This is a genomic window from Legionella santicrucis (genome assembly GCF_001468135.1).
GTDB lineage: Bacteria > Pseudomonadota > Gammaproteobacteria > Legionellales > Legionellaceae > Legionella > Legionella santicrucis.
The window spans coordinates 243,191-265,161 of sequence record NZ_LNYU01000032.1 but is presented as its reverse complement, the minus strand read 5'-3'; the positions used below and the strand labels follow the sequence as shown (position 1 = coordinate 265,161).

Here is a 21,971-nt window from a genome sequence, read left to right as displayed (position 1 = left end):
CATCTCGAACTCAGAAGTGAAACGAACATGCGCCAATGATAGTGTGAGGTTTCCTCATGTGAAAGTAGGTCATCGCCAGGGCTTTTTTAAGTGACTAATCAACTAAAGAAAAGTTAGAGGTCACAATATTGCTTAGAGCATGAGCAAAAGAAGTATATGCCGGCGTAGCTCAGTTGGTAGAGCAACTGACTTGTAATCAGTAGGTCCTGGGTTCGATTCCTAGTGCCGGCACCATCTTATGAGGTTAACCGTTAACAAAATGTTGACATTCTATTCATATTAAAAGAAAATAGCGTTCTTTTTGGAGGGGTTCCCGAGCGGTCAAAGGGATCAGACTGTAAATCTGACGGCTCAGCCTTCGAAGGTTCGAATCCTTCCCCCTCCACCAATTTAAGAAGGATAAAACAAGCGGGTGTAGTTCAATGGTAGAACTTCAGCCTTCCAAGCTGATAGCGTGGGTTCGATTCCCATCACCCGCTCCAATTTATTAGTAATATTTGCTTGTTCATATAGTCAGCAAGCTAGTATGTAAGGCCCACATAGCTCAGGCGGTAGAGCACTTCCTTGGTAAGGAAGAGGTCGTTGGTTCGAGTCCAGTTGTGGGCACCATAACGTAAAATAGCAAATGGGGAGACTTTCCAATGGCGAAGGAAAAATTTGAACGTAAAAAGCCACATGTGAATGTGGGGACGATCGGTCACGTAGACCACGGTAAGACCACATTAACAGCGGCAATTACCACGATCATGGCAAAGAAATTTGGTGGTATAGCAAAAGCATACGATCAGATCGATGCTGCACCAGAAGAAAGAGAGCGAGGCATTACAATATCTACAGCGCACGTTGAATATGAGTCAGCGAACAGACATTATGCGCATGTGGATTGCCCAGGACATGCTGACTATGTGAAGAATATGATTACGGGTGCTGCGCAAATGGACGGAGCGATACTGGTAGTATCTGCAGCGGATGGTCCTATGCCACAAACCAGAGAGCATATATTGTTGTCACGCCAAGTAGGTGTACCGTACATTGTAGTATTTATGAATAAAGCGGACATGGTTGACGATCCTGAACTGTTAGAACTTGTTGAAATGGAAGTTCGTGATTTGTTAAGCAGTTATGATTTTCCTGGGGATGACATTCCAATTGTTGTTGGTTCTGCATTGAAAGCGCTAGAAGGTGATACCAGTGATATTGGTGTACCGGCGATTGAGAAGCTAGTAGAAACTATGGATTCATACATTCCAGAGCCAGTACGTAACATTGATAAGTCATTTTTATTACCGATCGAAGACGTATTTTCAATTTCTGGTCGAGGAACAGTAGTAACAGGACGTATCGAAAGTGGAATTGTGAAAGTAGGCGAAGAGATTGAGATTGTTGGAATTCGTGATACATCAAAGACGACCTGCACAGGTGTTGAGATGTTCCGTAAGTTGTTAGACGAAGGACGGGCTGGAGATAACGTAGGTATACTGCTCCGTGGAACTAAGCGAGATGAAGTTGAACGTGGTCAAGTATTAGCAAAACCAGGTACAATTAAGCCTCATACAAAATTTGAAGCGGAAGTATACGTTTTATCTAAAGAGGAAGGTGGGCGACATACTCCATTTTTCAATGGATATAGACCGCAGTTTTATTTTAGAACAACAGACGTAACAGGTACTTGTGATTTACCATCTGGAGTAGAAATGGTAATGCCTGGAGATAACGTACAGTTGACTGTAAATTTACATGCGCCTATCGCGATGGATGAAGGTTTGCGTTTTGCAATTCGGGAAGGTGGCCGTACTGTTGGCGCCGGTGTTGTCGCTAAAATTATCGAGTAATTACAATGAGTAGCAATCAAAACATTAAAATAAGATTAAAGTCCTTTGATCATCGGTTGATTGACTTATCAACTCGAGAAATTGTGGAGACTGCAAAGCGTACTGGTGCACAAATTCGTGGACCAATACCATTGCCGATTCGCAAGGAAAAATTTACTGTATTGACTTCACCGCATGTTAATAAAGATGCTCGAGATCAATATGAATTACGTACTCATAAACGCCTGGTCGTTATCGTACATCCAACTGAAAAAACAGTAGATGCTTTGATGAAATTGGATCTGGCTGCAGGGGTTGATGTTCAGATAAGCCTTGATGACTAATTTTAAGGTGAAGGATATTAAAGAGGTGTTACAATGATGATCGGTTTATTAGGCCGTAAAGTCGGTATGACTCGAGTCTTCATGGCAGATGGAGTGTCAGTTCCTGTGTCTGTTGTTGAAGTACATCCTAATCGAGTTTCACAGGTTAAAACAAAAACCACAGATGGTTATTCTGCAATTCAGTTAACAGGTGGTGCAAAAAAGGCAGGAAAGGTAAATAAACCTTTAACTGGCCATTTTGCAAAAGCTGAGATTGAAGCAGGAGATATGCTCGTTGAATTTCTAGTTGACTCTGAAGATGAATTTACTGCAGGTCAAGTGATTTCTATTGCTGATGTCTTTACAGCGGGCCAATTTGTTGATGTGTCTGGTACTTCTAAAGGTAAAGGCTTTGCAGGTACCGTTAAAAGATACAATTTTAGAACACAAGATGCTACTCATGGTAATTCCAGATCACATCGTGTTCCGGGCTCTATTGGTCAAAACCAAACTCCTGGTCGTGTTTTTAAAGGTAAAAAGATGGCAGGACACATGGGGAATGTTCGTTGTACAGTTCAAAGTCTTGAACTCGTACGTGTAGATGCTGAAAGAAATTTACTTCTAATAAAAGGTGCGATACCTGGTGCACCTGGTTCAAGAGTAGAAATTAAGCCTGCAGCCAAAAAGCAAGCACGAGGTGAGTGATGGAAATTACTACTATAGATACAAAATCAACATTAGCACTGAACCAAGAAGTATTTGCATATGGCTACAACGAAGGCTTGATTCATCAAGCAGTTGTGGCATATATGAATAATGCTCGTAGTGGTAATAGCGCGCAAAAAACTCGCTCTGAAGTAAGAGGTGGTGGAAAAAAACCATGGAATCAAAAAGGTACAGGTCGTGCACGTGCTGGTACGATTCGAAGTCCTCTTTGGAGAAGTGGTGGAGTAACATTTGCATCTAAAAAAAGAGATTATTCACAAAAACTTAATAAAAAAATGTACAAACGTGCATTACGTAGTATAATCTCCGAACTTTGCCGCACAGGCAACCTGTTAGTCGTCAGTGACTTTCAATGCGAAAGTAAGAAGACTAAAGATTTCATCAACAAAATGAATCAGCTAAATGTAACAAATGCTCTGATTATAATGACCGAAGTTGGTGAAAATGAATATTTTGGATCAAGAAACTTAATTGATTATGATATTTGTGACGTTACAACTGTAGATCCAGTATCCTTATTAAGATTTGAAAAGGTTGTTGTTACAGAAGCTGCAATTAAAAAAATTGAGGAACAGTTACAATGAACGCTGAAAGATTGTTGATGGTTCTACGTGAACCACATACTTCTGAAAAAGCTACTGTCATAGCGGATAAGCTTAAACAGTTTACTTTCAAAGTATTGAAAACTGCAACTAAGACTGAAATTAAAATGGCGGTAGAAAATATATTTAACGTCAAAGTTAAAAATGTGTCTGTTGTTAATGTGAAGGGAAAAACAAAACGTTTTAAACAAATGAATGGAAAGCGTAGTGATTGGAAAAAGGCTTTTGTAACTCTTCATGCAGATCAAGATATTGACTTTACAGCTACCGAATAAGGCAGATTAAGATGGCACTATTAAAATCTAAACCTACATCGCCAGGAAAGCGTGGCGAGTTACGTGTGGTTCACCACCACATTCATAAGGGTAAACCTCACGCAGCTTTAGTCGAAAAACTAAAGAAAACTGGCGGAAGAAATAACCAAGGTAGAATCACTGTAAGGCATATCGGTGGTGGACAGCGAAATCAATACCGTATTATTGACTTTAAACGAAATAAAGATGGTGTTGAGGCACGTGTAGAGCGTATTGAGTATGATCCCAACAGAACAGCTCTTATTGCTTTGATTGTTTATCAAGATGGTGAACGAAGATATATCATTGCACCAGCCAACTTGAATGTTGGTGATAAAGTCGTTAGTGGTGCTGATTCACCTATTAGCGTTGGTAACTGCTTACCATTGAAAAATATTCCAGTTGGTACTACGATTCATTGTGTGGAAATGAAACCAGGAAAAGGAGCACAAGTATTACGAAGTGCTGGTGCTAGTGGTCAAATTGTTGCAAAAGAAGGTGTTTATGCGACACTAAGACTACGTTCAGGTGAAATGCGTAAGATACATGTTTTATGCAAAGCAGTAATTGGGGAAGTCAGTAATAGCGAGCACAGTTTACGCTCTTTAGGTAAAGCTGGAGCTAAACGTTGGAGAGGTATTCGCCCAACTGTACGTGGTGTTGCTATGAACCCTGTTGATCACCCACATGGTGGAGGTGAGGGACGTACTTCAGGTGGACGTCATCCAGTATCACCTTGGGGAGTACCAACTAAAGGTTATAAAACTAGAAGCAATAAGCGTACTGATGATTTCATTGTCAGAAGACGCAAGAAGAAATAATTATTGAGAGGATATCAAGTGGCTCGTTCTATAAGAAAAGGTCCTTTTGTTGACCATCATTTGATTAGCAAAGTTGAAGCTGCAATCGAATCTAAATCAAAAAAACCAATTAAAACTTGGTCAAGACGTTCAACAATTGTTCCTGAAATGATTGACCTTACAATTGCAGTGCATAACGGTAAAGATCATATCCCTGTATATATAACAGATAATATGGTCGGTCATAAATTAGGTGAGTTTGCCATGACTCGAACATTCAAAGGTCATTCTGGTGACAGAAAGGCTAAAGGCAAATAAGAGGATATGATGGAAGTTACAGCTAAATTGAAAGGTGCTCCCTTATCCGCTCAAAAGGGCAGATTGGTAGCAGACATGATACGAAATATGAAAGTATCTGGTGCACTTGATGTCCTCAAGTTTACACCAAAAAAAGGTGCTCAATTAATGCTTAAGTTATTAGAATCAGCTATAGCTAATGCTGAAAATAATAACGGAGCTGATATTGATGATTTAAAAGTGGGTATGGTTTGCGTTGATGAAGCAATGACTTTAAAACGCATTAGTCCCAGAGCTAAAGGACGTGCAAATCGTATTTGCAAACGTACCTGCCATATCACGATTAAAGTATCTGACGAGGAATAGCAATGGGACAAAAAGTTAACCCTATAGGCATTCGCCTTGGTATTATTAAAGATTGGAATTCAAAGTGGTTTGCTGGTAAAAAATACGCTGAATTTTTAATTCAAGATATCAAGTTACGTACTGAGTTGAAAAAGAAACTTATGGCTGCAGCCGTAAGTAAAATTCTTATAGAGCGTCCTGCAAATAACGCTGTTGTTACAATACTTACTGCCCGACCCGGTATTATTATCGGTAAAAAAGGTGGTGGTATTGAAGCTTTACGTGCTGAAATATCAAGTAAACTAGGTGTTCCTGTTCATCTTAATATAGAAGAAATTAAAAAGCCTGAACTAGATTCTACACTGGTTGCTGAAAGCATTGCTCAACAATTAGAGCAACGAGTTATGTTTAGACGTGCGATGAAGCGTGCAGTGACTGGAGCACTAAAAGCAGGCGCCAAAGGAATTAAAATTTGTGTTAGTGGACGACTTGGTGGAGCAGAAATTGCGCGCAGTGAGTGGTATCGAGAAGGTCGTGTACCGTTACATACCTTTAGAGCAGATATAGATTATGGTACAGCAGAGTCTAAAACTACCTACGGTATTATTGGCGTAAAAGTCTGGATCTTCAAGGGTGAAGTTTTACCACAAAAGAAAAGATCAACTGACAGTGCGCAGTAAGTGAGGATTAAGAATCATGTTACAACCGAAACGTACAAAATACCGAAAACAGATGAAAGGCCGTAATAGAGGTCTAGCTTTAAGAGGCAGTAACATCAGTTTTGGTGAATTTGGTTTAAAAGCGTTAGAACGTGGTCGTTTGACAGCAAGACAAATTGAAGCTGCTCGTAGAGCAATGACCCGTCATATTAAACGTGGTGGAAAAATTTGGATTAGAGTGTTTCCTGATAAGCCGATTACTCAAAAGCCTTTAGAAGTGAGACAAGGTAAAGGTAAAGGAAGTGTCGAATATTGGGTTGCTCAAATTCAACCTGGCAAGGTTTTGTTTGAAATGGAAGGAGTGTCCAGAGAGCTTGCGATGGAAGCTTTTGATCTGGCTAAAGCAAAACTTCCTTTCAAAGTTATATTCGAAGAAAGGAAGGTGATGTAATGAAAAAAATTGACGAATTGCGCGGTTTATCAATTGAAGAACTGCAAAATGAATTACTTTCATTACGTAAAGAACAGTTAAATTTACGAATGAAAAAAGCAAGTGGCTCACTAGATAAAACACATCTTATCACTATGGTGCGTAAATCAGTGGCAAGAGTAAAAACAATGTTGACTGAAAAGGCAGGTAAGTGACATGTCTAATAGTGAATCAAATGCCAGAACGTTAGTTGGAAAAGTTGTTAGTGACAAAATGGATAAAACTATAGTCGTGATGATTGAGCGCTCAGTTAAACATCCAAAATATGGAAAAATAATTAAGCGTAGATCTAAATTACATGCCCATGACGAAAATCAAGTATGTCAAATTGGTAATATAGTTAAAATCCGTGAGTCAAGACCACTCTCTAAAACAAAAAGCTGGGTATTAGTTGAAGTAATTTCTTAATCAACACTGTTGATTTACTTTTAAAACCCTAAAAGGCCTGATATAATCAGCAACCTTTTTCTGGTCGAAATCAGAGCTGGAGAATAAAATGATCCAAATGCAGACAGTGCTCGAAGTTGCTGATAATAGCGGAGCACGTAAAGTTATGTGTATTAAAGTACTTGGTGGATCACACCGAAGATATGCTCGTGTCGGGGATATCATTAAAGTGAGCATTAAGGACGCAATACCAAGAAGTAAAGTAAAAAAAGGTGCGGTGATGAAAGCTGTTGTTGTTCGTACAGCACAAGGTGTTCGTAGAGACGACGGATCTTTAATACGCTTTGACGGTAATGCAGCTGTGCTTTTAAATAATCAAAACGAGCCTATTGGTACTCGTATTTTTGGCCCTGTTACTCGCGAGCTACGAGAGAGATTTATGAAAATAATATCTCTAGCTGCTGAAGTTTTGTGAGAAGGATTGAGATATGAAACGCATTCAAAAAGGCGATGATGTAATTATAATCGCTGGTAAAAGCAAAGGTCATCGAGGTAAAGTCTTACGTGTGACTGAAAATGGTGTTGTAGTTGAAGGTGGAAATTTAATTAAAAAGCATATTAAAGCAAATCCACAGAAACCAGAACATAAAGGTGGTATTATCACTCTTGAATCACCTGTACACGTTTCAAATGTTGCTCATTACAATCCAAACACAAAGAAAGCAGATAAAGTAGGATTTAAGTTTATTGAGAGTAACGGTATAAACAAGAAGGTCAGGTATTTTAAGTCTGACAATGAAATAATTGACCGTGTTTGATTAGGTGAACGAAATGACAAGACTTAATGAATTATACAAAAAAGAAATTGTCCCTATGATGATGAAGCGGTTCAACTATTCAAGCGTCATGGAAGTTCCTAAATTGCTTAAAGTCACTTTAAATATGGGTGTTGGCGAAGCAGTAGGCGACAAAAAAGTAATGAACCATGCAGTTGAAGATATGACTTTAATTGCAGGACAAAAACCGGTTGTTACAAAAGCACGAAAATCAATTGCTGGTTTTAAAATTAGGGAAGGGTGGCCTATAGGATGCAAAGTTACGCTCCGACGGCAACGCATGTATGAATTTTTAGACAGATTGATTTCAATAACTTTACCTCGTGTAAGAGACTTTCGCGGTTTAAATCCTAAGTCCTTTGATGGAACTGGTAATTACAGTATGGGAATACAAGAGCAAATCGTATTTCCTGAAATTGATTACGATAAAACTGATGGTATTCGTGGTTTAGATATTTGTATCACTACAAGTGCAAAAACTAATGAAGAAGCTAAAGCTTTATTAGAGGCCTTTAACCTTCCATTGAAAGATAGAGATAAAAAATAAGGGTGAAATTGTGGCTAAAAAATCAATGCTTATGAGAGAGCTAAAGCGTAGCAAACTCGTAGAAAAGTACAGAAAGCGTAGAAATGAATTAAAGAAGCTAATTAAGTCATCAGATGATTTTCAAGTGATTATGGATAGTCAAGCTAAATTAGCTAAGCTACCTATTAATTCAAATCCTGTTCGTTTTAAAACACGATGTCAACAATGTGGTCGTCCACATGCTGTATATCGTAAATTTAGCCTTTGTAGGATTTGCTTAAGACAACAACTAATGGTTGGTAATATACCAGGCGGAAGAAAGTCTAGCTGGTAATTTTTATTGGAGAACGATTGTGAGTATGCATGATCCAGTTGCTGATATGCTGACCAGAATTAGAAATGGTCAACAAGCAAAACATCAGCAAGTAACTTTAACATCTTCAAAGTTGAAAGAAGAAATTGCTCGTGTTTTAAAAGAAGAAGGTTATGTTGAAGACTTCTTTGTTGAATCACTAGATAATAATCTTAAATTAATGACGATTAAACTGAAATACTATCATGGTAGACCTGTTATCGAATTAATAAAAAGAATAAGCAGACCTGGTTTGAGAGTTTATAAATCTTACAAAGAGCTAACCTCAATACCTGGTTTTGGTGTGGCCATATTGTCTACATCCCAAGGTATAATGACCCATATATCTGCTAAGATGAAAGGCGTTGGTGGTGAAGTCATTTGTGAAGTGGCTTAATACTTGCGAGGAATAATATGTCTAGAGTAGCAAAAGCCCCAGTAGTTCAACCAGCAAATGTAGAAATAACATTAGGTGATGGTGAAATTACTGTAAAAGGGCCTAAAGGAATACTAACCCAAAAGCTGAATCGGTTAGTGAAGGTAAGTAAAAACAAAGAGGCTAATCATATCGAATTTGCTCCTGCAGCTAATGATCCTAAAGCCTGGGCACAAGCCGGGACTGCTAGAGCGATAGTAAACAATATGGTTAAAGGTGTTACTGAAGGTTTTGTTGTAACCCTTGAATTGGTTGGAGTTGGTTACAGAGCACAATCAAAAGATAAATCAATTACTTTATCTTTAGGTTATTCTCATCCTATCGAATACCATTTGCCAGAAGGTGTTTTAGTAGAAACTCCTAGTAATACGGTAATCTTACTTAAGGGTGTTGATAAACAAATTTTGGGGCAAGTTGCTTCTGAGATACGTGCATTTCGCCCACCTGAGCCATATAAGGGTAAAGGTGTTAAACTTGCTGGTGAGTATATTGTTCGTAAAGAAGCGAAGAAGAAATAAGGTTTAAGCTATGAATAAACAAAACTCACGTATTCGACGTGGATTAAAAGCAAAGGCACTGATTCGCAAATCGGGTAGAGTAAGATTAGTAGTTTATAGAAGTGGATTACATATCTATTCTCAAATTATTCGAGCGGATGAGCTTGGAGATAAAGTATTAGTTGCTTGTTCAACTAATGATAAAGAGTTACGAGCCAGTCTAGCCGGTAAATGTAAAGTAGAACAAGCGAACCTTGTTGGTAAGTTACTAGGCAAACGTGCAAGTGATCAAGGAATCACTGAAGTTGCATTTGATCGCGCTGGTTATAAATATCATGGCCGAGTGAAAGCCCTTGCAGAAGGTGCACGCGAGGCTGGGTTAGATTTTTAAGGAACAACTATGGCATTCGATGAATCATCACCTAAATCAGATGGCTACCAAGAGAAATTAGTATCAGTTAATCGTACTGCTAAAGTTGTGAAAGGCGGACGTGTTTTTGGCTTTGCTGTTCTTGTCGTTGTTGGCGATGGTAAGGGTAAAGTTGGATTTGGTAGAGGTAAAGCACGTGAAGTTCCAATTGCTATTCAGAAAGCAATGGAACAGGCGAAGAAAAATATGGTTTATATTCCACTCAGTGGTTCAACTATTTATCATGAAATCACCTGGAATTATGGTGCATCTAAAGTATTTATGAAACCAGCTAGTGAAGGTACAGGGATTATTGCTGGTGGAGCAATGAGAGCGGTTCTTGAGGTTTTAGGTGTCCAAAATATATTAGCTAAAAATATTGGATCTACAAATCCGAGCAATATTGTACGTGCAACAATTGCTGCTTTAACTAATATTGGTACCCCTGATTATGTTGCGGCCAAGCGTGGTAAAACTGTTGAAGAAGTGATGGCGGGCTAATTATGGAAAACAAAATTAAAATTACTTTAGTTAAAAGTACTATAGGCAGAAAGCCTAAACATATTTCAATTGTAAAACAATTGGGTTTGGGTAAAACTAATTCAAGTGTAACTCATAACGATACTCCAGCAATACGTGGTCTTATAAACCAAGTTGATTATCTATTGTTGGTTGAGGAGAGTGTATAATGAATTTAAATTCTCTATCACCTGAGCCAGGTTCACGCCGTCCTAAAAAGAGATTAGGACGTGGTATAGGATCAGGGCTTGGAAAAACAAGCGGTAAAGGCCATAAAGGTCAAAAGGCTAGAGCCGGTGGTTACCATAAGATTAACTTTGAAGGCGGACAAATGCCTATTCAAAGACGTTTACCAAAAATGGGTTTTAAATCACGAGTTGGTAGAACAGTTGATCAAGTTTGTTTAAGTGAACTTGCACAATTATCTAATGATGTAATTGACTTAAATGCTTTAAAAGAAGCGGGTATCGTAAGTCGTTCCATTAAAGATGTAAAAGTAATCTTATCTGGTGAATTAACTACTGCCATAAAACTTAAAGGTTTAAGGGTCACTAAAGGAGCTCGTTCAACCATTGAAGGTTTAGGCGGCAGCGTAGAAGAGTGACTATGAAAAACCAAAAGCATAATACAAGCCAATCACGCGGAGGATTGGCTGAGCTAAAATCAAGATTGTTTTTTGTTGTCTTAGGTATTTTAGTCTATCGATTAGGTGCACATATCCCTGTACCAGGATTAGATCCTGCTCGATTAGCTAATTTTTTTAATGAACAACAAAATACTATTTTTGGCTTATTCAATATGTTTTCTGGCGGAGCCTTATCACGAGTAACGGTTTTTGCTATAGGGATTATGCCGTATATTTCTGCATCGATTATTCTTCAACTTTTTACTGTAGTTTCTCCAAAACTTGAACAACTAAAAAAGGAAGGGGAATCGGGTAGAAGAAAAATAAATCAATATACGCGTTATTTGACGTTAGTATTGTCTATTTTCCAATCTTTAGGGATGGCTCGATGGCTAGCTGGGCAACAGATTGCTTTGCAAGCTGACTTTTCATTTTATTTCACTGCGGTAGTTACATTGGTTACAGGTACTATGTTTCTAATGTGGTTAGGTGAGCAAATTACTGAAAAAGGTGTTGGAAATGGTATTTCTCTAATCATTTTTTCAGGTATTGTTTCAAGTATGCCTACTGCTATTGCTTCAGTTCTTCAGCAGGTCAAAGAAGGACAAATGCAAGCCCTAACTTTAGTTGTCATTACAGTAGTTGTTGTAGTGGTGACGGGTTTTGTAGTGTTCATGGAGCGTGCGCAAAGACGAATTAGAGTAAACTATGCTCAAAGGACACAGGGTAGAAAGGTTTATGCTGCACAAACAAGCCACTTGCCGTTAAAGATTAATATGTCAGGTGTTATACCTCCGATTTTTGCATCAAGTATTATACTTTTACCCGCTACTTTAGCGCAGTTTTTTTCGCATACTAAAGGTATGGGTTGGTTAGCTGATGTTGGAATGGCTTTATCTCCTGGACAACCGCTATATTTAATCGTTTATGCAGTGGCTATTGTGTTCTTTGCATTCTTTTATGCAGCGTTGGTGTTTAACCCTAAAGATACTGCAGATAATTTAAAGAAATCTGGTGCATATATTCCTGGAATTAGACCAGGTGAACAAACTACGAAATACATTGATGCTGTAATGACTCGCTTAACATTAGTTGGCTCAATCTATTTAGTTTTGGTTTGTCTTTTACCTCAGATTTTAATGTATACATGGCATGTCCCTTTTTATTTCGGTGGAACGTCATTGCTGATTATCGTAGTTGTTATTATGGATTTTGTAGCTCAGGTACAAGCTCATTTAATGACACAGCAATATGATTCTTTAATGAAAAAGGCTAATTTTAAAGGTACTAAATTACCTGGTCTTTTATGATTTTTATCGGAGTTAGGAATGAAAGTAAGAGCATCTGTAAAGCGAATTTGTCGCAATTGTAAGATTATTAAAAGAAGTGGCACGATACGAGTTATTTGTAAAGATGCCAGGCATAAGCAAAAACAAGGTTAATATCTTTGCTTGATTTAATTTTATAAAAATAGTATTCTTCTGTCCCTTTCGACAGAACAAATAACGTTCGGAGAAGTTAATGGCTCGTATTGCAGGAGTAAATATACCAGATCACAAGCATCTTGTGATTGCTTTAACAGCAATTTATGGTATTGGTAAACCTACATCTTTAAAACTATGTTCAAGCGTTGGCATTGATCCTTCAAAAAAGGTTTCAGAGTTAACAGATGCTCAACTAGAGTCTTTAAGAACAGAAATTGCTAAAATAACTGTTGAAGGGGATTTGCGTCGTGTTGTAACAATGAACATTAAACGACTTATGGATCTAGGATGTTACCGGGGGTTAAGGCATAGAAGAGGGCTTCCTGTACACGGCCAACGTACTAAAACGAATGCACGTACAAGAAAGGGTCGCAGAAAAGGCACCACCGTTTGATATTTCATGTAGGATAGTAAGATGGCAATAACAAAGTCAAAACAACAAAAAGTACGCAAAAAGGCAAAACGTGTTGTATCAGATGGTATAGTACATGTTCATGCATCTTTTAATAATACCATAGTGACTTTTACTGATAGGCAAGGTAATGCACTTTGCTGGGCAACATCAGGTGGATCGGGTTTTAGAGGTTCAAGAAAGAGTACTCCTTATGCTGCACAAGTTGCAACTGAGCGTGCTGCTGCTGTTGCAAAAGAATATGGTATGAAATCTGTAGCTGTATTTGTTCATGGTCCTGGTCCAGGTCGAGAGTCCACTATTCGTGAATTAATATCACAGGATTTCAAAATTGTTGAAATAACCGATGTTACTGGTATCCCTCATAATGGGTGTAAGCCACCTAAAAAACGTCGTGTATAAGACTCAGGAGTAATTAATGGCTAGATATCTTGGTCCAAAATGTAAATTATCACGTCGAGAAGGCTGTGATTTATTACTGAAAAGTGGTGTCCGTGATCACAAATCCAAATGTAAATCAGAAAAATTACCTGGACAACATGGCGATAAGAAGCCTCGTTTAAATAGTTATGGTTTGCAGCTTAGAGAGAAACAAAAAATCAGAAGATTTTATGGTATTCTTGAAAAGCAATTTCGTGGCTATTATAAAATGGCTGCACGCATGAAGGGTGCTACAGGTGAAAACTTGATGATTCTTCTTGAGAGACGTTTGGATAATGTAGTTTATCGTATGGGTTTTGCAAGTACGCGTGCTGAAGCGCGTCAATTAGTAACGCATAAAGCCATATTAGTTAATGATAAAATAGTTAATGTTCCATCTTTTTTAATAAAGCCTGGTGATGTTATATCTGTGAGACAAAGAGCAAAAAATCAAGGCCGTATTCAAGCTGCTTTAGCTTTATCTGAGCAAAGAGTACCATGTGATTGGCTTACTGTAGATACCTCTTCGTTCAAAGGAACTTTTTCTACAGCACCAACGTTAACTGACTTATCTTCAGACTACAACGTAAACTTGGTTGTAGAACTTTACTCTAAGTAAGCTCGGAGAAATAGCTGAATGTATACTGAAATCAATGAAATGTTGACACCTAATGTTCTTAAGGTACAGGCTGAGTCGCCTTTTAAAGCTAAAATAGTTTTAGAGCCTTTGGAGCGCGGCTTTGGTCATACTCTCGGCAATGCTTTGAGACGTATATTATTGTCTTCTATGCCTGGTAGTGTAATTACAGAAGCCTCAATTGAAGGTGTTCTTCACGAGTACAGTACAATTGAAGGTGTACAAGAAGATGTTGTTGATATACTACTGAATCTAAAATTAGTTGCAATTAAAATGACAGTAGGAGAAGAGGCTATAATAACTCTTAATATGCAAGGTCCTTGTCAAGTTACTGCTGGTGATATTCAATTATCTCATGGACTAGAAATTATTAATCCTGATCTTGTTATTGCTAATTTGAACGAAAAGGGCAAATTAAATATGACAATGAAGGTTGAAAGAGGAATTGGTTTTCATAGTACTGATTCATTTATTAAACATTTTGATGAAGAAGTAGAGAGAAAATCTGTTGGCAAACTCAAAATTGATAATAGCTTCTCACCTGTCAAGAAAGTAGCATATTATGTTGATAGTGCTCGTGTTGAAAATCGTACTGATTTGGATAAGCTGACTATTGAATTAGAAACTAACGGGACAATTGATTCAGAAGAAGCAATCCGTATTTCAGCGAGCATTTTACAACGACAGTTACATGCTTTTGTTGATATGAGATTTGAAGAGTCACGCTCAGATCAGAAGGAACGTAATGATTTTGATCCTATTCTTTTACGTTCTGTTGACGATTTAGAATTAACTGTTCGTTCAGCGAACTGTTTAAAAGCAGAAAATATTCATTATATAGGCGATCTGGTACAACGAACTGAAAATGAACTTTTAAAAACTCCTAATCTTGGTAAAAAGTCTTTAACTGAAATTAAGGATGTTTTGGCTTCCCGTTCATTATCGCTTGGTATGAAGCTTGAGAATTGGCCGCCAGCAAATCTTGGCGAATAAAGTTTAGGAGTTTTGTTATGCGTCACCGTAATTCAGGCCGTCGTTTTGGCCGTACAAGTAGCCACAGAAAGGCTATGTTTGCAAATATGTGTTGCTCGTTAATTGAGCATGAGCTGATAAAGACTACTTTGCCTAAAGCAAAAGATCTTCGTCGTTACATAGAACCTTTAATCACTGTATCTAAAGTTGATTCAGTAGCAACACGTAGACATGCATTTGATATATTGAGATCAAAGTCTGCAGTAGGTAAATTATTTACTGATTTAGGTCCACGTTTTGTAACACGCCCAGGTGGTTATATACGTATTATTAAATGTGGTTTTAGAGACGGAGATAATGCACCTATGGCAATTGTCGAGTTATTAGACAGACCTGTTTCTAGTGCTGATACTGAAGAATAATATTGTTTTATAATATTAAAATTACCCGCTGCATGCGGGTTTTTTTATAAATATGTCCTTTAAAAATATATCGTAAAAGTCATCTTATCTGATGTTCCATTAAATCTTATAAACATTAAATTATGATTTATTCATTCAAGGCATTATTAGCTTGTTTTCCGGGTAGGCTTGATTTTTGGTGATAGGCTGGATTAAGCGCCTAATCGCTTAAAAATAGATTGATTCTATCATTCTTAATGAAGTTAGCTATAGGGCGTTAGATGTATAGAACTTAGCCTTTCGGTACGCAAGGGATGAATACCTACTTTCGATAAATGAATGAGTATGAACCATAGCAAAAAGCTTGCAGGCTGAATAAATTTCTCATTATAAATTTCTGTAGTTTTTATAGAATATTACTATGAAAAGCTGCCCTTATTTATAAGGGCAGAAAATGCTATCAAAAGTTACTACTCAAATAAGACTTAGAATGGAACATCATCATCTAATTGATCAAAAGCATCTTGAGGAACTTGTTGTGCAGGCTGTTGCTTTCCAAAGTTTTGATTGGTTGGCGTAAATTGAGCCTGAGGGATATCATCAAAACCTGATGATGCTCCTCCTTTGCTATCTAGCATTTGTATGTCGTTTGCAACAATCTCGGTAGTATATCTATCTTGTCCTTGCTGATCTTGCCATTTTCTGGTTCTTAGACTGCCTTCAATATAAAGTTTGGACCCTTTGCGAACATATTCTCCGGCAATTTCACCTAAACGATTAAAACACACCACGCGATGCCATTCTGTTCTTTCTTGTTTTTCTCCAGAGGTCTTATCTTTCCATGTTTCACTAGTAGCAATTGAAAGTGTAGTCACTGCATTACCATTGGGTAAATATCGTACGTCAGGATCTACACCTACGTTACCAATAAGTATCACTTTATTTATACCACGTGCCATTTATTATCTCCTGTATGCGAAAGTTAGGAGGAGAGTATACCTAATTTATATAGGGCTTGCACTGGAATTGAGTTAGGCTTTTACACAGTCGTTAAGCTTTAGTCTTCAATGTTTTGTGCTAAAGTTATCGTGATAATACTTGTATTAGATACCTACACTACTACTATTTTTTCTCATGGTCTCTATTGACTCTCACGGTACGTGATAGTTTAGAATCAGCTTTGAGGAGAAAATTGAATGAAATTTTATCAAATTAAAGAAATTAGCCAAATGACGTCGTTAACTATAAGGTCGTTACAATATTATGATGATATTGGCTTATTAAAACCAGCGAAGCGTTCAGATAGTGGCTATCGTTTCTATTCAGAGCAAGATCTCATTCGCTTACAACAGATCACTACCTTAAAATTTTTAGGATTTTCTTTATCTACGATAAAAAAAATCATCGAAAATCCAAATTTCGATATTATGACTTCTGTAATTATTCAAGCTCGTGAACTGAAAGAAAAAGCAGCGCGCATTAATGAAGCTGCATCTTTACTAAACTATATTTCCAGCCAAATGGAAATGAATCAACCTGTAAACTGGAAAAGTACCGCCAAAATTATAGAAATATTGGAGTTAAATAACATGAACGATCTTGTTTTAAAAAAATATCAAGCTGTGGAAGAAAAATCAGAATTAGGAAAAAAATCGAACTATGATGATATTTACAATCCTAATCGATTATATCCTATCCCCCGAGATGGAAAACGGCATGAAATAGGAATAGATCCCGCGCAACTTCCTTTTTATGGATTTGATTGTTGGAATCATTATGAGGTATCTTGGCTTAATCCCAAGGGGAAACCTATGGTTGCAATTGCTGAATTATACTATGACTGCAGTTCACCTAATTTAATTGAATCTAAGTCTTTAAAACTTTATTTTAATTCGTTTAATAATACTCGCATTCAAAATATCAGTGAGTTAGAGAATATAATTAAAAAGGATTTACAAGAGCGTGTCGGGGCTGATGTGGCAGTGAATATCTATCTTTTAGATAATGCAACACAATTTGTAGTACAGCCTTCATTTGTCGGTGAATGCCTAGATGATCTTGATGTCGAATGTTCTGTGTATCTAGTGGAGCCCTCATTTCTTTCTATAAGTAATGAAGTGGTTGAAGAGACGTTATACTCCAATTTGCTTAAATCAAATTGTTTAGTAACAAACCAACCTGATTGGGGAAGCATACAAATTAGTTATAAAGGTAAAAAAATAAATCGAGAAGGCCTATTGCAATACCTTGTTTCATTTCGAAATCATAATGAATTTCATGAGCAATGTATTGAGCGAATTTTTGTAGATATTATGAACCGTTGCCAGCCCGAATTATTGACCGTTTATGGGCGATATACCAGACGTGGCGGTTTGGATATTAATCCTTATCGTTCTACAGAAAAGAACCCATTTTTAGGAAAAAATGTACGTTTGGTGCGTCAATAATATCATTTTAAATTGGGATTTGAGTTAGAAGCGCTCAAATCCTATGCCATTGTCAAGTCAAACTGATTTAAATTTATTCACATATAAACATCTTTAATCTTTAATTAATATTCGTAGATTATAATTATCTCAAATTGATTAAAATATTTTTATATGAAAATACTATACATACCGTTTACTTTTGAAGATGCCCTATTTGATTTATCAGTCAAAGCAGGTACGTGGCGTAAAGATTATGAGGCTAAAGGAAAGGAAGTCGTCGTGATTTATCATGACAGTAAGGAATTTCTTGAAAAAGAAGAGGTTCAGGCCGCTTTGAAAGCAGGGACTTGTCAGATTTATATTTTAAGCCATGGTATTAATACCCCTAAATTAATTGTAGGGAATCAAACTAAAGAGGATGAAAATTATAAGGAATTAACCATAGAAGAGGTGGCTAAGAATTTTAAGAGTGATTTAGCCATAGAGGGATTTAGCAACAATAATATTGTAAAGTTATTTTTTTGTGATGAATATGCAAGGAAGAATAAACCACGGCAAATGGCAGAACAATTCCGTAAACAATTAGGTGAATCACACCAAGCCATGGAAATAAAGTATTATACTGATGTGAGCATTGGTTTACCGGGCACTGGGACAGATGGTTTATTAAGCTCTAAAGGCGCCGTAAGAGTATTTCAGATGAAGAATGATTTATTTTGTTTCAACTTATCGTGTGTCGTTGGACGAGCACGAGCTTTTCGACAAGGTTTGGATGTCGTAGAAGATGCTTCAAAATATAATTTTTTTACAAGTGCTCCTAAGGCAGTGGAATATCCTAAATTTTCTCATCCAATTTTAGATAATCTAGCCCACGAATTGGTAAATATGATTCAACATGATAAATTCTTTTCAAAGAATCAATCAGCGATAATTGATGAATTACTTCGTAGTTTGCCGCTTGATATTTCGGGTTATTTAGTGGAATCACTCACTATTACAGGAAAAAATTTGAAATTTGAAATGCGGATCAATAAACCTCGTCTTGAGGAATTTTTGATAAAATCTGGGGTTATTATTGAAGACGAATCTATAGCTTCACCTGCAAGAGATGTACAACAAAAACAAGCTTGGGTCGATGAAGACGATTATTTTGGTGCAGTTAATACTTCATTTACCGATTTTAATGGAGATGATTTTTTTGCTTTGACTGATTATGAAGAATTGCTTGACAGCGAAAACTCTTTAGAGCTTAGACCAAGTCTAATATGAGTAATTTTGGGATTGATAATGATTTATTTATACATTCCATTTAAGCTAAATGAAGGGAATAAAAAATTAATCAAGCATGCCAATCAATGGTACAAAACAGCATACGAAGGACGTGCTGTTTCATGTACTATTTTAAGTGCTGATGACACATTCTCCATCTCTCAAGATCTTAAAAAAAACAAAATTTATGTATTAGCCTATGAGGCAGATGCAAAGATCGGAATGTTAGCATCTGTACCAAATTCTATTTCATGCAAAACTATTGACGCAAAGGAATTAGTAGAACGCTTATTAGCATCACGGTTACCTGAGGTTGGGCCCGTAGAAATTAAATTGTGTATTAGACAGCAGGTAGATAATGACTGTTCTTTGATTTCTTCTGAATTAATTAGAAACCATTTGCTAAATGGAAATTATAAGAATCCAGTGTTATCAATTCAAGTTCAATGTTCTACAGAGCCTTTCCCAGGAGAAACGAACAAACTGGGTTATCGCACGCTAACCGGTAGCATTCCTTTGTTTTTTAATGAAGATAAGGAAATCGCTAATGCAGAGTCTTCTGAGCTGGAAGTAGGTGCTCCTGAACGGGAAGCAGAAAACAGTGTTAAGAACTGCAATCCAATGAAGGCATAAGAATTTTCTCCGCGCTACCTGCAATATAATACTTTTTGTCAATACGTAAATAAATAACACCTTCCTCTTGTACTAATGCAGCTTCAATAACTCCTTGAGTATTTAACAACCGCTCTAGTACATCTTCTTTTTTTTCAGACCAAGGATAATGGAGAATAAGCGTTGCAATATAGAGATTAGGTTTCATGGCGCTGGCAACAATTAACCATAAGAGACCTAAAACAGCATTGGCGATAAAAACACCTTGACTGCCATTCCATTGAAATAAGAGGCCAGCAAAAGCACCTCCTAGAAAAAGCCCGAGAAATTGACTAGTAGAATATATTCCCATAGCGGTCCCTTTACTTCTAGGGTTAGCCTGTTTCGAAATAAGCGATGGCAATACTGCTTCAAGAATATTAAAGGCAATAAAATAAATCAGCATAATAAGACATAAGCCAAGCCAATTTTGAAGTGTATAAATGAACAATAATTGAGTTGCTGCAATGACGAAAACGGAGGAAAGAAACACACTCTTCATTCTTTTCTTCTTTTCAGCAAGCACAATAAATGGGATCATGAGGATGAACGAAAGTAGCATAATAGGTAAATAAAAATGCCACTGTTGGGTTAAATGGCCTTGTTCCATTTGTTTTTGTAAGATAAAAGGAATCACAAAAAATGTTGATGTAAGAATAAAATGTTGACAGAAAATGCCAAAATTAAGACGTTGCAGTTGCGCGTTAAAGATAATTTGCTTTAAGAGAGCAGGATTTGTTTCACTATCAACATGAAAGCGTTCTCTCATTGGTTTAGGTATTACCCAATGAAGCAGAATAATACCACATAAGGCTAATAAGGTAGTCAGGTAAAAAATTCCTGCTAAGCCAAAATGATGGGTAACCACCGGGCTAACTACCATCGCTAGACTAAATGAGGTGCCTATGGTCATACCAATAACGGCCATCGCTTTAGTTCGCTGTTCTTCAGGGGTTAAATCTGCAAGCAAAGCAATGAGCACACTGCCAATTGCCCCAGTTCCTTGGAGCACTCGTGCAACTATCATTCCATAAATAGAATGAGTTAATGCTCCGAGGAAGCTGCCACAAGCAAATAAAAGCAAGCCTATGGTGATTATTGGTTTTCTACCCCATTTATCGGAAAGCATACCAAAAGGCATTTGCAGTAATCCTTGAGCAAGACCATATATTCCAAAGGCAAAACCTACCAATGCAGGTGTTGCACCCTGCAAATCTTTCGCATAAATACTAAATACAGGAATTAGGAAAAACAGACCTAACATACGAAAGGAAAAAATTGCTGCAATAGGGAATACAGTTTTAGACCAGGAAAGCTTCATTCATTAATATGCATATAATCTAATCGTGTGCCGATAGTACAAAGTTAGCACTCTAGAAACAAGATATTTAAAAATTTAATGCGCTAAACATTGCTTTATCGAAGAATACGCATGAAAATGTAGGCTTTTTAGTTATTCATCTAATGGTGTTAACTTAACCAATTGTACAAATTTTTGTAAATTTAAGAATTGAGGAATGTTATGAGTTTAGTTTTTGCAGATAAAGTAGGATTAATTACTGGCGGTGCTCGAGGCATCGGTAAGGCGACTGCATTAAAGTTAGCTCAAGCAGGGAGTGATATTGCTGTTGTCTATTATAATAGTTCTGATGAAGCTCAAGCTTTGGTTGAAGAAATACAGACTATGGGCCGTAAAGCAATCGCCCTACAAGCTAATGTAGCAGATCACCAGTCTGTAAAAGAAATGTTTACTCAATTTAAAGAGCATTTTAACCAGCTTGATTTTTTAATCAGTAATGCTGCGAGCGGTGTTTTAAAATCAGCCCTTAAGATGTCTACCAAGCATTGGCGCTGGTGTTTGGAGACTAATGCTCTGGCTTTAAATCATTTGGTTGTTGAAGGACGACTATTAATGCCTAAAGGAGGGCGTATTATTGCTTTATCAAGTCTTGGTGCCCATAGAGCAATTCCTAATTATGCCTTTATTGGGGCATCTAAAGCAGCTCTTGAAGCTTTAGTGCGTTCTTTAAGTCTTGAGTTAGCGGTTGATGGAATTACCGTGAATACTGTTTCAGCGGGGGTGGTTGATACAGATGCATTGAAGCATTTTCCTAATAGAGAGCAATTACTCGATGAATACCAAGCCCATTCTTTATCGGATAGGCCGTTAACAACACAAGATGTGGCTAATGCTATTTATCTCTTGTGTTTACCAGAAGCGGCGATGATAAATGGACATACTTTATTTGTTGATGCAGGATATAGCCGAGTTGGTTAATATCCCATCTTTTTTATGCTTTATGCCTTTAAGAAAAAATATGATATAATTTTGGGCTTTGTAAATTAGCTGATTTCTGAGGACA

35 protein-coding genes, 4 tRNA genes, 1 rRNA gene and 1 pseudogene are annotated in these 21,971 nt (G+C 37.2%); 39 read left to right on the top strand and 2 right to left on the bottom strand.

The window, feature by feature from the left end; genetic code table 11:
- The 34 genes from rrf to rplQ all read left to right on the top strand — a co-directional run.
- Positions 1-81: ribosomal RNA gene (gene rrf / locus Lsan_RS23670) — 5S ribosomal RNA — on the top strand; the annotation flags it as partial.
- 77 nt (positions 82-158) lie between these two features.
- Positions 159-234, top strand: a tRNA-Thr gene (locus tag Lsan_RS08840).
- A 69-nt stretch (positions 235-303) separates the two neighbouring features.
- Positions 304-388 (top strand) — tRNA-Tyr (locus Lsan_RS08835).
- A gap of 20 nt (positions 389-408) precedes the next feature.
- Positions 409-482 (top strand) — tRNA-Gly (locus tag Lsan_RS08830).
- Between the two features lie 51 nt (positions 483-533).
- Positions 534-609 (top strand) — tRNA-Thr (locus Lsan_RS08825).
- A 32-nt stretch (positions 610-641) separates the two neighbouring features.
- Positions 642-1,832, top strand: coding sequence for an elongation factor Tu (gene tuf / locus Lsan_RS08820; protein WP_058514041.1), 1,191 nt, complete (start codon positions 642-644; stop codon positions 1,830-1,832).
- A gap of 5 nt (positions 1,833-1,837) precedes the next feature.
- A complete protein-coding gene (gene rpsJ, locus Lsan_RS08815) occupies positions 1,838-2,155 on the top strand; it encodes a 30S ribosomal protein S10 (RefSeq protein WP_003633094.1) in 318 nt (105 codons plus the stop codon).
- 33 nt (positions 2,156-2,188) lie between these two features.
- On the top strand, positions 2,189-2,839 hold the full coding sequence (gene rplC, locus Lsan_RS08810; RefSeq protein WP_058514040.1) for a 50S ribosomal protein L3: 651 nt from the start codon (positions 2,189-2,191) through the stop codon (positions 2,837-2,839).
- Positions 2,839-3,444: a 50S ribosomal protein L4 gene (rplD, locus tag Lsan_RS08805; protein WP_058463867.1), complete on the top strand. Its 606-nt coding sequence runs from the start codon at positions 2,839-2,841 to the stop codon at positions 3,442-3,444. The genes rplC and rplD overlap by 1 nt, the downstream gene beginning before the upstream one ends.
- Positions 3,441-3,737 carry a 50S ribosomal protein L23 gene (gene rplW, locus Lsan_RS08800; RefSeq protein WP_027272068.1) on the top strand — a complete coding sequence of 99 codons (297 nt, stop codon included), beginning with the start codon at positions 3,441-3,443 and terminating at the stop codon, positions 3,735-3,737. Before rplD ends, rplW begins: the two co-directional genes overlap by 4 nt.
- An 11-nt stretch (positions 3,738-3,748) precedes the next feature.
- Positions 3,749-4,576, top strand: coding sequence for a 50S ribosomal protein L2 (gene rplB, locus Lsan_RS08795; protein ID WP_058514039.1), 828 nt, complete (start codon positions 3,749-3,751; stop codon positions 4,574-4,576).
- A gap of 18 nt (positions 4,577-4,594) precedes the next feature.
- Complete coding sequence (rpsS, locus tag Lsan_RS08790; protein WP_003633088.1) at positions 4,595-4,873, top strand: 30S ribosomal protein S19; 279 nt, start codon at positions 4,595-4,597, stop codon at positions 4,871-4,873.
- Positions 4,874-4,882: 9 nt separating this feature from the next.
- On the top strand, positions 4,883-5,218 hold the full coding sequence (gene rplV / locus Lsan_RS08785) for a 50S ribosomal protein L22 (RefSeq protein WP_003633087.1): 336 nt from the start codon (positions 4,883-4,885) through the stop codon (positions 5,216-5,218).
- A gap of 2 nt (positions 5,219-5,220) precedes the next feature.
- A complete protein-coding gene (gene rpsC / locus Lsan_RS08780; RefSeq protein ID WP_058514038.1) occupies positions 5,221-5,877 on the top strand; it encodes a 30S ribosomal protein S3 in 657 nt (218 codons plus the stop codon).
- Between the two features lie 16 nt (positions 5,878-5,893).
- Positions 5,894-6,307: a 50S ribosomal protein L16 gene (gene rplP, locus Lsan_RS08775; protein WP_003633085.1), complete on the top strand. Its 414-nt coding sequence runs from the start codon at positions 5,894-5,896 to the stop codon at positions 6,305-6,307.
- The gene (rpmC, locus tag Lsan_RS08770; RefSeq protein ID WP_058514037.1) at positions 6,307-6,501 is read left to right on the top strand and encodes a 50S ribosomal protein L29; all 195 of its coding nucleotides are present in this window, start codon (positions 6,307-6,309) and stop codon (positions 6,499-6,501) included. Before rplP ends, rpmC begins: the two co-directional genes overlap by 1 nt.
- Before the next feature lies 1 nt (position 6,502).
- Entirely contained in the window at positions 6,503-6,754 is a 252-nt protein-coding gene (gene rpsQ / locus Lsan_RS08765) for a 30S ribosomal protein S17 (RefSeq protein ID WP_058463862.1), read from the top strand.
- Positions 6,755-6,842: 88 nt separating this feature from the next.
- Positions 6,843-7,208: a 50S ribosomal protein L14 gene (rplN, locus tag Lsan_RS08760; RefSeq protein WP_003633077.1), complete on the top strand. Its 366-nt coding sequence runs from the start codon at positions 6,843-6,845 to the stop codon at positions 7,206-7,208.
- A gap of 13 nt (positions 7,209-7,221) precedes the next feature.
- Entirely contained in the window at positions 7,222-7,551 is a 330-nt protein-coding gene (gene rplX, locus Lsan_RS08755) for a 50S ribosomal protein L24 (protein WP_058514036.1), read from the top strand.
- 13 nt (positions 7,552-7,564) lie between these two features.
- Positions 7,565-8,116 carry a 50S ribosomal protein L5 gene (gene rplE, locus Lsan_RS08750; protein WP_058463860.1) on the top strand — a complete coding sequence of 184 codons (552 nt, stop codon included), beginning with the start codon at positions 7,565-7,567 and terminating at the stop codon, positions 8,114-8,116.
- Between the two features lie 10 nt (positions 8,117-8,126).
- Positions 8,127-8,429 carry a 30S ribosomal protein S14 gene (gene rpsN / locus Lsan_RS08745; protein ID WP_058514035.1) on the top strand — a complete coding sequence of 101 codons (303 nt, stop codon included), beginning with the start codon at positions 8,127-8,129 and terminating at the stop codon, positions 8,427-8,429.
- A gap of 25 nt (positions 8,430-8,454) precedes the next feature.
- Positions 8,455-8,844, top strand: a complete 390-nt coding sequence (gene rpsH / locus Lsan_RS08740; protein ID WP_197718826.1) for a 30S ribosomal protein S8 — start codon at positions 8,455-8,457, stop codon at positions 8,842-8,844.
- A 17-nt stretch (positions 8,845-8,861) separates the two neighbouring features.
- The gene (gene rplF, locus Lsan_RS08735) at positions 8,862-9,401 is read left to right on the top strand and encodes a 50S ribosomal protein L6 (RefSeq protein WP_058514034.1); all 540 of its coding nucleotides are present in this window, start codon (positions 8,862-8,864) and stop codon (positions 9,399-9,401) included.
- 10 nt (positions 9,402-9,411) lie between these two features.
- The gene (rplR, locus tag Lsan_RS08730; protein WP_058514033.1) at positions 9,412-9,771 is read left to right on the top strand and encodes a 50S ribosomal protein L18; all 360 of its coding nucleotides are present in this window, start codon (positions 9,412-9,414) and stop codon (positions 9,769-9,771) included.
- A gap of 9 nt (positions 9,772-9,780) precedes the next feature.
- Positions 9,781-10,290, top strand: a complete 510-nt coding sequence (gene rpsE, locus Lsan_RS08725) for a 30S ribosomal protein S5 (protein WP_003633062.1) — start codon at positions 9,781-9,783, stop codon at positions 10,288-10,290.
- 2 nt (positions 10,291-10,292) lie between these two features.
- Positions 10,293-10,478 (top strand): 50S ribosomal protein L30, encoded by a 186-nt coding sequence (rpmD, locus tag Lsan_RS08720; RefSeq protein WP_027272080.1) that lies wholly within the window; start codon positions 10,293-10,295, stop codon positions 10,476-10,478.
- Complete coding sequence (rplO, locus tag Lsan_RS08715) at positions 10,478-10,912, top strand: 50S ribosomal protein L15 (RefSeq protein ID WP_058514032.1); 435 nt, start codon at positions 10,478-10,480, stop codon at positions 10,910-10,912. Before rpmD ends, rplO begins: the two co-directional genes overlap by 1 nt.
- 2 nt (positions 10,913-10,914) lie before the next feature.
- Positions 10,915-12,243, top strand: a complete 1,329-nt coding sequence (secY, locus tag Lsan_RS08710) for a preprotein translocase subunit SecY (protein WP_058514031.1) — start codon at positions 10,915-10,917, stop codon at positions 12,241-12,243.
- 18 nt (positions 12,244-12,261) lie between these two features.
- Positions 12,262-12,375 carry a 50S ribosomal protein L36 gene (gene rpmJ / locus Lsan_RS21520; RefSeq protein ID WP_010946099.1) on the top strand — a complete coding sequence of 38 codons (114 nt, stop codon included), beginning with the start codon at positions 12,262-12,264 and terminating at the stop codon, positions 12,373-12,375.
- A gap of 79 nt (positions 12,376-12,454) precedes the next feature.
- Positions 12,455-12,811 (top strand): 30S ribosomal protein S13, encoded by a 357-nt coding sequence (gene rpsM, locus Lsan_RS08705; RefSeq protein WP_058514030.1) that lies wholly within the window; start codon positions 12,455-12,457, stop codon positions 12,809-12,811.
- A gap of 21 nt (positions 12,812-12,832) precedes the next feature.
- Positions 12,833-13,231 carry a 30S ribosomal protein S11 gene (gene rpsK / locus Lsan_RS08700; protein ID WP_003633055.1) on the top strand — a complete coding sequence of 133 codons (399 nt, stop codon included), beginning with the start codon at positions 12,833-12,835 and terminating at the stop codon, positions 13,229-13,231.
- Positions 13,232-13,247: 16 nt separating this feature from the next.
- Positions 13,248-13,868: a 30S ribosomal protein S4 gene (gene rpsD / locus Lsan_RS08695; protein ID WP_058514029.1), complete on the top strand. Its 621-nt coding sequence runs from the start codon at positions 13,248-13,250 to the stop codon at positions 13,866-13,868.
- Between the two features lie 18 nt (positions 13,869-13,886).
- Positions 13,887-14,879 carry a DNA-directed RNA polymerase subunit alpha gene (locus Lsan_RS08690; protein ID WP_058514028.1) on the top strand — a complete coding sequence of 331 codons (993 nt, stop codon included), beginning with the start codon at positions 13,887-13,889 and terminating at the stop codon, positions 14,877-14,879.
- Positions 14,880-14,896: 17 nt separating this feature from the next.
- Positions 14,897-15,280 carry a 50S ribosomal protein L17 gene (gene rplQ / locus Lsan_RS08685; protein WP_058514027.1) on the top strand — a complete coding sequence of 128 codons (384 nt, stop codon included), beginning with the start codon at positions 14,897-14,899 and terminating at the stop codon, positions 15,278-15,280.
- A 464-nt stretch (positions 15,281-15,744) separates the two neighbouring features.
- Here the strand turns inward: rplQ and ssb are convergent, their stop codons facing one another.
- On the bottom strand, positions 15,745-16,218 hold the full coding sequence (ssb, locus tag Lsan_RS08680; RefSeq protein WP_058514026.1) for a single-stranded DNA-binding protein: 474 nt from the start codon (positions 16,216-16,218) through the stop codon (positions 15,745-15,747).
- Positions 16,219-16,455: 237 nt separating this feature from the next.
- On the opposite strand from ssb, the pseudogene Lsan_RS23425 reads away from it, so the two are divergent.
- The 4 genes and pseudogenes from Lsan_RS23425 to Lsan_RS08665 all read left to right on the top strand — a co-directional run.
- A pseudogene (locus tag Lsan_RS23425) lies at positions 16,456-16,608 on the top strand (MerR family DNA-binding transcriptional regulator); the annotation flags it as partial.
- A gap of 240 nt (positions 16,609-16,848) precedes the next feature.
- Entirely contained in the window at positions 16,849-17,706 is an 858-nt protein-coding gene (gene queF / locus Lsan_RS08675) for an NADPH-dependent 7-cyano-7-deazaguanine reductase QueF (RefSeq protein ID WP_058514045.1), read from the top strand.
- A gap of 153 nt (positions 17,707-17,859) precedes the next feature.
- Positions 17,860-18,957, top strand: coding sequence for a hypothetical protein (locus tag Lsan_RS08670; protein ID WP_058514025.1), 1,098 nt, complete (start codon positions 17,860-17,862; stop codon positions 18,955-18,957).
- Positions 18,958-18,975: 18 nt separating this feature from the next.
- Positions 18,976-19,590 (top strand): hypothetical protein, encoded by a 615-nt coding sequence (locus Lsan_RS08665; RefSeq protein WP_058514024.1) that lies wholly within the window; start codon positions 18,976-18,978, stop codon positions 19,588-19,590.
- Here Lsan_RS08665 and Lsan_RS08660 read toward each other — a convergent pair.
- Positions 19,562-20,929 (bottom strand): MFS transporter, encoded by a 1,368-nt coding sequence (locus tag Lsan_RS08660; RefSeq protein WP_058514023.1) that lies wholly within the window; start codon positions 20,927-20,929, stop codon positions 19,562-19,564. The two genes, Lsan_RS08665 and Lsan_RS08660, sit on opposite strands and share 29 nt — an antisense overlap.
- A 201-nt stretch (positions 20,930-21,130) precedes the next feature.
- Between Lsan_RS08660 and fabL the strand changes: the two genes are divergently transcribed.
- Positions 21,131-21,886, top strand: a complete 756-nt coding sequence (fabL, locus tag Lsan_RS08655) for an enoyl-[acyl-carrier-protein] reductase FabL (protein WP_058514022.1) — start codon at positions 21,131-21,133, stop codon at positions 21,884-21,886.
- Positions 21,887-21,971: the final 85 nt, after the last annotated feature.